Here is an 11,976-nt window from a genome sequence, read left to right on the forward strand (position 1 = left end):
GCGCCGGCGCCTACGGGCGGGCGGTGCTTTTGACCCTTGTCCACCGTGTAGGAGGCATCATGTCCGAGAACCCCGCAACCGCCGACCTGAACGCCGCCGTGGCCAACCCCCGCGCCGACATCGCCGCCCTCGACGCCCTTGAGAAGAGGCTCTTTGCCTTGCGCTACGCCATCGACGAGATCGGCTCGCTCGGTCCCGTGATCGACCCCGCGCGCGCCACCGAAGAGCGCAGCGAGGCATGCGCCGCGCTCGAGGAGGAGCGGGTGCGGGCCCTTTGCGCGCCCGAGGTGGGCTCGCTGCTCGAGCGTCTGGGGGCCCAGCCGGAGCTTTTGGGCCAGGCGCGCTTGGGCCAGCTCAAGATCTTGGGGCGTGACCGCGCCTCGCTCCTCGACGTGCCCGCCGAGGAGCGAGCGGAGTTCAGCCGCCTCACCGTGGAGGCCAACGATGTGTGGCGCCGCGCCAAAGTCGCGAACGACTGGGCGAGCTTCGAACCCTACCTGGACCGTATCGTCGAGGCGCTGCGCCACATGGCAGAGGAGAAGGACAGCGGCTCAGGCCCCTACGACGTGTGGCTCAACGAGTACGAGCACGGCACGAGCCGCGCGTTCTACGACCCCTTCTTTGCACAGGTCAAGGAGTGCGTCGTGCCGCTTTTGGCCGACTGCATGGCGAGCCGCCACAAGCCGAGCCACCGTTGCGTGGATGGCACCTTCGACGAGGCGCGCCAGTGGGCGTTGGCCGACGACCTGCTCGAGCTCGAGGGCGTGGACAAGAACGCACTGTGGCTCGGGCGCACGGAGCACCCCTTCACCGGCGGCCCCTCCGTCGGCTTCGTGCTTATCGCCAGCCACGCCTACCCCGACAACGTGCTCTCAAACGTGTTCAGCATGCTGCACGAAGGCGGCCACGCCCTCTATGAGCAGAACGTGGCGCCCGAGTACCGCTTCACGTCGCTCAAGGGAGGCACGTCGATGGGCATGCATGAGGCCCAATCGCGCTTCTTCGAGAACATCGTGGGCCGCAGCGAGGCCTTTGCGGGCCCGCTGCTCGAGCGCCTGCGCGGCCGCTTCCCGGGGCAGTTCGGGCGCGTGACGCCGCACCAGCTCTTCTTGGCCGAGAACTGCGCGGAGCCGTGCCTCATCCGCTGCGACGCCGATGAGCTCACCTACCCGCTGCACATCCTCGTGCGCTACGAGATCGAGCAGCTGCTCTTTGCGGGAGAGGCGAAGGCCGCCGATGTTCCGCGCCTGTGGGCCGAGAAGTACGAGGACTATCTGGGCATCACCGTGCCCGACGACGCGAACGGGGCGCTCCAGGACACGCACTGGTCCGACGGCAGCCTGGGCTACTTCCCCACCTACGCACTGGGCAGCGCCATCGGCGTGCAGCTCAAGGACGCCATGGTGGCGGGCGGCATGGACTTCGACGGCGTGTGTGCCTCGGGCGACCTCACGCCCGTGCGCGAGTGGCTACGCGAGCGCATCTGGCGCTGGGGCCGCGCGAAGGACACCGACGAGCTGCTGCGCCAGGCGACCGGCTCCGGCTTCGACGCCAAGCACTACACGGACTACCTCACGAAGAAGTTCAGCGCGATCTACGAGCTGTAAGCGCGGGAGCAGGTGTGTCCCCAAAGCGCAGCGGTTTGGGGACTGTCCCCTTTCTGCAGCGGTTTGGGGACTGTCCCCTTTCTACAGGGGGGCTGATCAACGGGCGTTCGGCAGGTCCTTGGGACTGACGAAACGTTCGCAGATGTTGGATTTGCGCAGATATTCCTTGCCGAAGGGGTCGATCGTGGGCACGAGGCGCTCGGGCTCGTCGGCAAAGCGGTTGGCCGGCGACTCGTAATTCTTAGGGTCGGTAAGAATGTATCCGCGGCTGCAGCAGCCTTGGTAGGCACCGGTGGCCTCGTTCTTCTTGAACTCGCCGAAAACGCAATCCGTGCAGTGGAAACCCATGGTCATCGCCCCTCTCGCGCGCCGTCCCATCGCGGCGCATACAAACGTAGTATCTCCAAAACTGCCGCCAACCCGGCCTTCGATTTCTTGCCAACTGGGGTTTTGAGAAAATCGATGCCGGTTGGCGGCAGTTTTTTGCCGCTCCCCCAAGTAGAGGCGCCGTTCGGCCGGGGCCTTTGGGCACCGAGGCCGGCACGCGGGCACACTTCTTTGAAACGCTCGAGTTCGGAGAGGCCGCGGGACAGCGGACAAAGGGACTGTCCCTTTGTCCACCTTGGGAGGGGTTATGGCACAAGAGACAGGGGTCGTCATCGAGGACGTCGAGTTCGCGTCCGCCGACGGCGCGTCGACCATACGCGCGCGTTTCTGGATGCCGGACGGCGCGGCCCCGCGGGCCGTCGTGCAGGTGGTCCACGGCATGAGCGAGCATATCCGCCGCTACGACGAGTTCGCGCGATTCCTCGTGGCCCAGGGCTACGCCGTATGCGGCGACGACCACATCGGGCACGGGGCGTCGGCGCCCGCCCACAAGCACGGCTGCATGCCGGCCAAGGACGGCAACGAGGTGCTCATCGCCGACGAGCACGCGCTGCGCGGCATCGCGGCCAAGAAGTGCCCGGGCGTTGCGCACGTGTTCTTCGGCCACTCGATGGGCAGCTTCATTACCCGCTGCTACCTGGGACGATATGGAGAGGTCGTTGCTGCGGCCGTTATCTGCGGCACAGGCACCGTGCCCGTTGCCACCTCGCGCGCAGGCAACGCGCTTGCCCGCGCGGTGGCCGCCACCCGCGGCGAGGACCACCGCTCGAAGCTCATCGACACCTTGGGCGCAGGCGCCTACGCCAAGGCCGTGCCGGGGCCGACCGGCTACGAGTGGCTATCGCACAACAAAGATAACGTGCAGGCATACTTGGCCGACGACGAGTGCGGCTTCATGTTCAGCGCGGGCGGCTACGTCTCGCTCACGGCGCTGACGGCGGAGGCCTGCTCGCGCAAATGCGCGGAGAACGTGCCTCATGACCTGCCGCTTCTATACATCGGCGGCGACGGTGACCCTGTGGGAAACATGGGACGTGGAGTCGAGGCGGCCGCGCAACTTGCCCGCGACGCTGGTTCCGCGGACGTGACTTGCAAGGTCTACGAGAACATGCGGCATGAGATTTTGAACGAAACCGGCCACGAGAAGGTGTTTGAGGACGTCGCTTCGTGGCTCGGCCGAACACTGACGGCGACCAATGGAGGCGCGCAATGAGCAACAGTGAGAAGTACGTGATCGCGCTCGACCAGGGGACCACGAGCTCGCGCGCCGTGCTCGTTAACCGTGCGGGTCAGATGATCGACGTGGTCCAGCGGCCCTTCCAGCAGATCTTCCCGCAGCCGGGCTGGGTGGAGCACAACCCGCAGGAGATCCTCTTCTCACAGCTCGGCTGCTTGACCGAGCTCTGCTCAAAACACGGACTGACCAGCGACGATATCGAGGCCATCGGCATCGACAACCAGCGCGAGACGACCATCGTGTGGGACCCCACCACGGGCCAGCCGGTGTACAACGCCATTGTGTGGCAGTGCCGCCGGACGGCCGCCATGGTGGATAAGCTGTGCGGGGACGAGCAGGTCAGGGCCATGATCAAAGCCAAGACGGGACTTCTTCCCGACGCGTACTACTCGGCGAGCAAAATCCGCTGGATCCTGGAGAACGTCCCCGGCGCCCGGGAGCGCGCGGAGGCGGGCGAGCTGATGTTCGGCACCGTGGACACGTGGCTCGTCTGGGTGCTCACGGGCGGACTCGTGCACACGACCGATCCCACGAACGCGAGCCGCACGATGCTCTTCGATATCCACCGCGGCTGCTGGGACGAGGAACTGCTCGAGCTCTTCGGCATTCCGGCGTCCATGATGCCCGAGGTGCGCCCGAGCTCCGGCAGTTTCGGCGAGACGAGCTACCCCGGCGTGCCCGCGGGTGTGCCCATCACGGGAGTCGCCGGCGACCAGCAGGCAGCGCTTTTCGGACAGTGCTGCTTTGAGGCGGGCCAGGCCAAGAACACCTACGGCACCGGCTGCTTCATGCTGCTGCACACGGGACCCGAGGCACGGACGAGCGCGCACAACCTCATAACCACCGTAGCGGCGAGCGCGCCGGGCGCGGACGGCTTGGAGTACGCGCTGGAGGGATCGGTCTTCGTGGCCGGGGCGCTTATCCAGTGGCTCCGCGATGAGCTGGGCATTATTGGCTCTGCGGCCGAGACCGAGGCGTTGGCGACGAGCATCGAGGACACAGGCGGCGTCTACATCGTGCCGGCCTTCACGGGCCTCGGAGCGCCGTGGTGGGAGCCCAACGCGCGCGGCGCCATCTACGGGCTCACACGCGGGGCGGGGCGGGCGCAGATCGCGCGCGCGGCGCTCGAGGCGCTGGCCTACCAGGTGAGCGATTTGGCCGATGCCATGGCCGACGACGCGGGAGGCGCGCTCGGCGTGCTGAACGTGGACGGCGGGGCCTCGGCGAACAACTTCCTCATGCAGTTCCAGGCCGACCTTTTGGGCTGTGAGCTGCGACGGCCCGCGAACACCGAGACCACGTCGCTAGGCGCGGCCTACCTGGCGGGCCTTGCCACCGGGTTCTGGTCGGGCACCGACGAGCTGCGCGAGCTTCGCTCGACGGACGACGTCTTTGCGCGCCAAAAGGACGCCGAGTGGGCCGAGTCGCATCTCGCCGGCTGGCACGACGCGGTCCGGCGAACGATCTCCTAGCCTTCCGGCGATGCAGCCCCGCCGCGGGCAACGGTCATTGATAGCAGGTGATTTAGGTCATTGATAACCTGTCACCAATGACCGTTGCCCTTGGCAGGTGTGCAGGCGCTAGCCCACGACCTCGCCGGCGATGCGGGCGGTCTCGGTGGCGTCCTTGGCGTAGTAGTCGGCGCCGACCATCTCGGCGTACTCGGGGTTGAGCACCGCGCCGCCGACGACGACCTTGCACCACGGCGCCTGCGCGCGCAAAAGCTCGATGGTCTCGGCCATGGCGGGAACCGTCGAGGTCATAAGGGCCGAGAGGCCACAGAGGAGCACGTGGTCCTTGATCACGGCGTCGGCTACGTCCTGCGGAGGCACGTCGCGGCCGAGGTCGACCACGTCGTAGCCGTAGTTCTCCAGCAGCATGCGGACGATGTTCTTGCCGATGTCGTGGATGTCGCCGTGGACGGTGCAGATGACGACCTTGCCCTTGGCGGGCACGGCCTCGCCGCCGTCTGCGTTGGCGGCCTTGATGGCCTCGAAGCCCGCCTTCGCGGCCTCGGCCGACGCCATGAGCTGCGGCAAGAAGAACGTGCCCTTCTCGAAGCGCTCGCCCACCTCATCGAGCGCGGGAATGAGCACCTCGTTGATGGCGTAGAGGACCTCGTGGTCGGCGAGGATGCGGCCGACGACCTCGGGTATCGGCCCCTTGCGGCCGGCGAGCACGAGGGCGCGCGCCTCTTCCTCGGGGGTCTGCGGAGAGCCGTCCGCTGCGGCGGCAGAGCCGGCGCCCGCGGCCTTATCGCCGCCCGCAGCAGCACCGGCACCCGGCGCCGCGTCCGAGCGGTTCACGTAGTTGGCCACGTAGCTCTGCGCCGCCTCGTCCTCGCCGGAGAGTACGCGCCAAGAATTGACCACGTCCATCATGCGCTGTACCAGCGGGTTCATGATGGCCATGTCGAGCCCCGCCGCGAAGGCGCCCGAAAGGAACGTGGCGTTGACGAGCGGGCGGAACGGCAGGCCGAAGCTGATGTTGGAGAGCCCGAGCACCGTGCGCACGCCCGGCAGCTCGCGCTTGACGGCCGTGATGGCGTCGAGGATGGCGCGCGGCGCGGTCTGGTCGGTGGAGGCGGCCATGCACAGGCAGTCGATGACGACGTCCTCGCGCGGGATGCCGATGGCGTCGGTTGCGGCCACGATTTTTCGCGCGACGGCGAGGCGCCCCTCGGCAGTGGCGGGGATGCCGTCCTCGTCGAGCGTGAGGCCCACGATGGCGCAGCCGTAGTGCTTGGCGATGGGCAGCACGGCGGAAAGCACCTCTTCCTTGCCGTTCGTGGAGTTGATCAGCGCCTTGCCGGGATAGCTGCGCACCGCGGCCTCGATGACGTCGGGGTCGGAGGCGTCGATCTGCAGCGGCAGCGTCGAGACGCCCTGCAGCTCCGCCACGAGCTCCACCATGGTGGCGCGCTCGTCGATCTCGGGCAGGCCGGCGTTGACGTCGAGCATCTGGGCGCCCGCCGCCGTCTGCGCGATGGCCTCGCCCATGACGTAGTCGTGGTTGCCGGTGCGCAGGGCCTCCTTCATCTTCTTCTTGCCCGTGGGGTTGATGCGCTCGCCGATTACACCCACCTGTCCCATGCGCAAGCTGCAGAGCTGTTGAGGCCCGGCAACGCAGAACCAGTCGCGCACGTGGCGAGGCGCCGGCGCGCGGCCGGCGAGAAGTGCCCGCTCACCTGCGGTGTATTCGGGCGAAGTGCCGCAGCAGCCGCCGACGATGGTCACGCCGGCGTCGAGCATCTTGGCCACGGCCCGGCAATACTCGTCCGGATGGACGTCGTAGAGCGTGACGCCGTCCTCCACGCGCGGCAGGCCGGCGTTGGCCTGCACCATGACGGGGCACTTGGCCCAGGGAAGCATCTGCTCCACCAGCGGGAGCAGCGCGTCGGGGCCGAGCGAGCAGTTGATGCCCAGGGCGTCGGCGCCGAGCGAAGAGAGCGTGACGGCCGCGACCTCGGGCGTGGTGCCCAGGAACGTGCGGCCGTCCTCGGCGAAGGTCATCGTGACGAAGACGGGCAGGTCGGAGTTCTCGGTGACGGCGAGAAGCGCCGCCTTGGCCTCCGCGAGGTCGGCCATGGTCTCCACGATGAGGAGGTCGGCTCCGGCCGCGGTGGCCGCGCGCGCCTGGCGGGCGAAGAGCTCGTAGGCGTCATCGAAGGGCAGGGTGCCCATGGGCTCGAGAAGCTGCCCCGTAGGGCCGATGTCGGCGGCCACGTAGCGCACGCCCGAGGCGCGGGCGCACGAAACGGCCGCGGAGAAGATCTCCTCGACCGTGGCGGCGTCGCCGAGCTTCTCGGCGTTGGCGCCGAAAGTGTTCGTGGTGGCGACGTCCGCGCCCGCGGCCACGTAGGCCGCGTGGATGTCGCGGATCTCGTCGGGGTTCGTCAGGCACAGGAGCTCCGGCAGCTCGCCGGCAGCCAAGCCGCGCGCCTGCAGCTGCGTGCCCATGGCGCCGTCGAAGACGAGGAACTCGCGTCCGTCCAGAACGCGCTGCAGGTAGTCGTCCTTAACGCGCAGGCAGCGCGGCTCCAGGCGCGTCGCCGGCCAGTTGCAGTCGAGCTTCTTTGTGTCGGGCATTCAGGCCTCCTCGCGGTTGTTGCTCAGACCCACATGCTAGCAGGGGAAAGACCGGCCATCGCGTCGGCGGGCGCATCTTGGCGAGGACGTCACGAAGCGTTTACGCCCAGCAAGGCCGTCCGGCGGCGCGGATGCGGCAGAAGCCGGCGCAGAGGCAGTCCTTGCAGCTCGCGTGGCTCGTCGGCTGAGGCTCCTCAAAAAGGCCGATGACCGCGGTGACCGATTTGGTCGGGGTCATGAGCAGGCTCTTGGAGAGCGTGATGCCGAGCTTGCGCTGCGCGTCGAGCGCGGCAAGAAGCACCGGTTGCGTGTCGAGCGGCATGTCGCCGTAACCGGGGCTGAAGCGGAAGTTCGTGAAGAGGCCGGCTGTATGGGCCGCGGCGACGATGCTCGCCTCGCAGGCGTCGGCCGCGCGCTCGACCGTCGTCGTGCCCGCAGCGTCGAAGATACATTGCTCGACGGTGTCGGTGAGCGAGAGGCGCCTGAGCTCCTGCTCGACCGTCATGCCGGCCGTCACGGCCATGACGGCCACGGCCGCGGCGCCCTCCATGTGCTCGCGCATCGAGTCGCCGATAAGCTCGAGCTTCGCGCCTTTGAGCTGCACGGACGGACGGCCGTCCTCCGCGGGCTCTCTCCCTGCCACCTCAAAAACGCGCCAGACGCCCGCGGGACGGGCGACCTCGAGGCAGCGCGCCACGACGCCGTCCACACGGGCATCGAGCTCCTCGGCCATCGGCTGGCCGGAGTAGCCCAGATAACGAAGGACCTCCGTGCGGTCGACGGAGGTCACCTCGTATCTCTCATAGGCGTTTTGGGCGGCAAGGGCGAGCACGTTGCTCCTAGGCGATGTAGCCGCAGGCGCGCATCGCGGTCGCGGCGGCGGCGGCGATGAAGGGCTTGTTCATGCTGTACACGTGCAGGCCGTCGACGCCGTTGGCCGCGAGGTCCTCGAGCTGCTCGCAGGCGTACTCGATGCCGGCCTGAGCCTGCGCCTCAGGATCGTCGCCCGCCTGCACGAGGCGCTTCACGACCTTGACAGGAATGGACGCGCCGCAGTTGAAGGCCATGCGCTGGATCTGCTTCACGCTGGTAAAGGGCATGATGCCGGCCACGATGGGAAGCTTGATGCGGTGGCGCAGGCACTTCTCGCGGAAGCGGTAGAAGTCCTCGTTGTTAAAGAAGAGCTGCGAGACCAGGTAATCCGCGCCCGCCTCCTGCTTGAGGTAGAGGCTCTGGTAGCTCTCATCCTCGCTCGGGGACTCGACGTGGCCCTCCGGATAGCACGCGGCGCCGATGCACAGGTCGCCATGGTTTTGGCGCAGGTAGGCGATGAGGTCGGAGGCATGGGCGAAGTCGACGACGTCGCGGCCCGGGCGGCGGTCGCCGCGCAAGGCGAGGATGTTCTCGACGCCGGCAGCGGCAAGCGACGCCACGTAGGCATCCACATCGGCCGCCGTGGCGCCCATACAAGTGAGGTGCGCCAAGGCCGAGGTGTCGAGCTTGCCCTCGATGTCGCCGGCGATGGCGACGGTGTTCTCGGAGTTACCGGAGCCGCCGGCCGAGTAGGTAACCGAGATCCAGTCCGGCCTGTGCTCGGCAAGGGAGCTCGCGACCTCGTAGGCCTTCTCGAGCGGCAGGTCACCCTTCGGCGGGAAGATCTCGAAGGAGAAGGTTTGCCTTGCGGCGAGCTTATCGCTGATCTTCATGGTGCATCGTGGCCTTTCGAACAAATTTCCGTGGGAGTATCTTAGCGTGGAATCGCACGTCAGGAGCTCGCGAGCTGCAACTTAGACGCATTCGAAACGATTCTGGCTGCCTTTTCGAGTGCTGCGGCGCGTATAAACGCCGATTTGCCCACGCCCTCGATCTGAGCCGCGGCGGCAATGAGCTCCGCCCCCGAGGCGGGACACTTGAACGAGAGATTCGCATTGGCCTCATCGGAAAGCGGAGGCCTCCCAACTCGAATCTTGGTGAGTCGCCCCTCCCAGGAACCGGACTCGTACGTCTCGTACTCGCGCTCAATCTCCTCGTCGGTAAGGACCATGCCGCCCTTCGATTTGATCGCCATCTCAGAGCCTCCTCATATCAGCAGAAATCTCCTTTTTATACTACTAAATTAACAAGAGAGCTTAGCTCGAGGCATCACCAAAGGCCGGCGACGCAGGTAAGGAGAGAGGCCGCGAGGATGGACGGGGCAAGCGGCAGGGGCGCCCCGCGACCGAGGGCGGCGAAGGACGCAGCCTCGCGGGCACGGCGCACAAGGAGGCGACCGGCGAGTGCAAGCAGGCACGAGAGCCCGACGATCGCCAGCCCACCCGCGGGACCCGCCCAGAGCCCGAGCGTCGAGAGAAGCTTGAGGTCTCCCCCGCCGATGCCGGCCGAGCCGGTAAGCCGGCGCGAAGTCATAGACCCGAGCAGCAATAACGCGAACACCGTGGCGAATCCCGCGAGCGCAATCGGGAGCTTCTCCGCAGGGCTCTCCCCACACGCGACGGATACCGCGCGCGCCACCGCCACAACGGCCACGCAACCGTTGGGAATCGTGCGACTGCCCATGTCGCTCGCAGCCGCGAGGGCCAGGGCCACCGCCGCCGCGATTATGCACGCAAACTCTATCGCCGTACGTATCATGATCGCTCCTTTCGCTCGAGTGCACCGATGGTAGAGCGGCACGGGCGGCATGTCTTGCGGCAACTTTGGGCATGATTCATGGTTTGATGCTGTTTAGTTATTTCTTACAACGGTTTTCGCAGCGTGCGACCACGCGCGACGAATAACGACATGTACGTTTATTCTCGGTAAGATTGCGCAGAATTCTTTGGCGCGTCGCCCGCGCCCGCCGAGCCCCGCGGCTCGACGCCGGCGCCCTCGAGTTCGACCTATGTAACTTGTTTTCTCTATGGCGTTCGGAACAAGTTAACCATGGTGTGCGCAACACCCGCATTAACCTGTGATTTATTTAAGTAGCACGACATTAGGCACACCGAAGCATATGACTAACTTATTGATTAATTACATCCTCAAAGGCAACCAGAGCCCCGACTCGGCGGCCCGAACTCGCGCGGGCCTCGCCGCGAGCCTTATCTGCATCTGCTGCAACGTCGTGCTCTGCGCCGTCAAGGCCGTCGTCGGCCTCGTCGCGGGCTCCGTCTCAATCGTCGCCGACTCTGTGAACAACCTCTCCGACGCATCGAGCAACGTGGTGAGCCTCCTTGGCTTCAAGCTCGCGAGCAAGCCGGCCGACGCCGCCCACCCCTTCGGCCACGGCCGCTTCGAGTACCTGGCCAGTCTTGCCGTGGCCGTCATCGTCTGTGCCCTGGGGCTCGACCTCGTCAAGGAGTCCATCTACAAGATCGCGCGCCCCGAGCCTTCCGAGTTCAGTGCCGCCATCGCGATCGTGCTTCTCGGCTCCATGGCGGTCAAGGCATGGATGATGCGCTTTAACCGCGCGCTTGGGCAGCGCATCGGGTCCGAGACGCTGAAAGCCACCGCGGCGGACTCGCGAAACGACGTCGTGACCACCGGCGCCGTTCTGGCCTGTGCCGTAATTGCACAGGTCACAGGGCTAAATCTCGATGGCTTTGCGGGCGTTGGCGTGGGCCTCTTCATCGCCGCGAGCGGCATCGGGCTCGTCTGCGAAACCGTAAGCCCGCTTCTGGGCCAGGCGCCGAGCGAGGAGTATATCGAGTCCGTGAGAAACGATATCCTCTCCTACCCCGGTATCCTCGGCGCGCACGACCTTATGGTCCACGATTACGGCCCGGGACGCACCTTCGCCACGGCCCACGTGCAGATGGACGGCCACGTCGACGCCTTTAAGAACCACGAGGTCATCGACAACATCGAGCGCGACTTTACCGCGAAGACGGGCGCCAAGCTCGTCCTCCATTACGACCCGGTGGACACTTCTGACGCCGATCCCGAGCGCTGGCTTGCCCGGCAGGTCGCCAAGATCGAACGCGGGCTCAGTATCCACGACTTGCGCATCGGCGATGACTATATGAGCTTCGACCTGGTCAAACCCACCGATTGCGAGCTCAGCGACGAAGAGATCCTCGGCCGTACCATGTCTACTGCCGCCGAGCGCTGGCCGGAGCTCCCCTGCTCGATCACCCTCGACCACGGCTTTCTGGACCACGCCTAGGCGAGCGGCGCGTCTGCAGGTAGACTTGACGCGAAACCACGACGTTAAGGAGCGCCCATGTCTTCCGGAAACTACAAGTCCAAGCAGGTCATCGTCATGCGCCGCGACCTCAAGATGCGCAAGGGAAAAATCGCCGCTCAGGCGGGGCACGCGTGCGTGGAGGCCACGCTCATGGCCATCGTTCGCGAGGGCCGCGAGAGCCAGGTCAGCGCGACCGACGGCTGGGCGTACCTTGCCCACACCGACGACGACTGCTCGCCGCTGACCGACTGGTTCGATGCCGGAGTGGCCAAGATCTGCGTTTACGTCGACGGCGAGGAGGCGCTTCTCGACATTGCTCAGCAAGGCCGCGACGCCGGCTTCGCCGTGGCGCTTATCCGCGACGCCGGCCACACCGAGTTCCATGGCGAGGCCACCTTTACCTGCCTTGCGTTCGAGCCGTTGCCCGCCGACAAGATCGACCCCATCACGGGTCAGCTGCCGCTCTACTAGTGACGGCGGCGAGGCAGTTAC

General features: G+C 66.5%; 11 protein-coding genes. 5 read left to right on the plus strand and 6 right to left on the minus strand.

From position 1 onward, the window contains the following. The first annotated feature begins 59 nt into the window (after nucleotides 1–59). Complete coding sequence (locus U5709_RS02095; RefSeq protein WP_321972659.1) at nucleotides 60–1,607, plus strand: carboxypeptidase M32; 1,548 nt, start codon at nucleotides 60–62, stop codon at nucleotides 1,605–1,607. Between the two features lie 96 nt (nucleotides 1,608–1,703). Here U5709_RS02095 and U5709_RS02100 read toward each other — a convergent pair whose 3' ends face one another. Beyond that, a complete protein-coding gene (locus tag U5709_RS02100; RefSeq protein WP_321972660.1) occupies nucleotides 1,704–1,955 on the minus strand; it encodes a hypothetical protein in 252 nt (83 codons plus the stop codon). 286 nt (nucleotides 1,956–2,241) lie between these two features. Here U5709_RS02100 and U5709_RS02105 point away from each other — a divergent pair, with 286 nt between their 5' ends. Together U5709_RS02105 and glpK are read left to right on the plus strand one after the other, a co-directional pair. Beyond that, nucleotides 2,242–3,207: an alpha/beta fold hydrolase gene (locus U5709_RS02105; protein WP_321971582.1), complete on the plus strand. Its 966-nt coding sequence runs from the start codon at nucleotides 2,242–2,244 to the stop codon at nucleotides 3,205–3,207. Further along, nucleotides 3,204–4,703 carry a glycerol kinase GlpK gene (gene glpK / locus U5709_RS02110; RefSeq protein ID WP_321972661.1) on the plus strand — a complete coding sequence of 500 codons (1,500 nt, stop codon included), beginning with the start codon at nucleotides 3,204–3,206 and terminating at the stop codon, nucleotides 4,701–4,703. The genes U5709_RS02105 and glpK overlap by 4 nt, the downstream gene beginning before the upstream one ends. 108 nt (nucleotides 4,704–4,811) lie before the next feature. On the opposite strand, the gene U5709_RS02115 is transcribed toward glpK, so the two are convergent. The 5 genes from U5709_RS02115 to U5709_RS02135 all read right to left on the minus strand — a co-directional run bounded on the left by U5709_RS02115 (nucleotide 4,812) and on the right by U5709_RS02135 (nucleotide 9,950). Then, nucleotides 4,812–7,319 (minus strand): homocysteine S-methyltransferase family protein, encoded by a 2,508-nt coding sequence (locus tag U5709_RS02115; RefSeq protein WP_321971584.1) that lies wholly within the window; start codon nucleotides 7,317–7,319, stop codon nucleotides 4,812–4,814. 100 nt (nucleotides 7,320–7,419) lie between these two features. Next, nucleotides 7,420–8,151: a vitamin B12 dependent-methionine synthase activation domain-containing protein gene (locus tag U5709_RS02120; protein WP_321972662.1), complete on the minus strand. Its 732-nt coding sequence runs from the start codon at nucleotides 8,149–8,151 to the stop codon at nucleotides 7,420–7,422. Nucleotides 8,152–8,158: 7 nt separating this feature from the next. After that, nucleotides 8,159–9,025: a methylenetetrahydrofolate reductase gene (locus tag U5709_RS02125; RefSeq protein WP_321971586.1), complete on the minus strand. Its 867-nt coding sequence runs from the start codon at nucleotides 9,023–9,025 to the stop codon at nucleotides 8,159–8,161. A 59-nt stretch (nucleotides 9,026–9,084) separates the two neighbouring features. Further along, on the minus strand, nucleotides 9,085–9,387 hold the full coding sequence (locus U5709_RS02130; protein ID WP_321971587.1) for a DUF1778 domain-containing protein: 303 nt from the start codon (nucleotides 9,385–9,387) through the stop codon (nucleotides 9,085–9,087). 74 nt (nucleotides 9,388–9,461) lie between these two features. Then, nucleotides 9,462–9,950 carry a prepilin peptidase gene (locus U5709_RS02135; RefSeq protein WP_321971588.1) on the minus strand — a complete coding sequence of 163 codons (489 nt, stop codon included), beginning with the start codon at nucleotides 9,948–9,950 and terminating at the stop codon, nucleotides 9,462–9,464. Between the two features lie 361 nt (nucleotides 9,951–10,311). Between U5709_RS02135 and U5709_RS02140 the strand changes: the two genes are divergently transcribed. Continuing rightward, nucleotides 10,312–11,463, plus strand: a complete 1,152-nt coding sequence (locus tag U5709_RS02140; protein ID WP_321971589.1) for a cation diffusion facilitator family transporter — start codon at nucleotides 10,312–10,314, stop codon at nucleotides 11,461–11,463. Nucleotides 11,464–11,520: 57 nt separating this feature from the next. Then, nucleotides 11,521–11,955 (plus strand): aminoacyl-tRNA hydrolase, encoded by a 435-nt coding sequence (gene pth2, locus U5709_RS02145; protein ID WP_321972663.1) that lies wholly within the window; start codon nucleotides 11,521–11,523, stop codon nucleotides 11,953–11,955. Nucleotides 11,956–11,976 lie beyond the last annotated feature (21 nt).

This window comes from Paratractidigestivibacter sp. (assembly GCF_963660155.1).
Classification (GTDB): Bacteria; Actinomycetota; Coriobacteriia; order Coriobacteriales; family Atopobiaceae; genus Paratractidigestivibacter.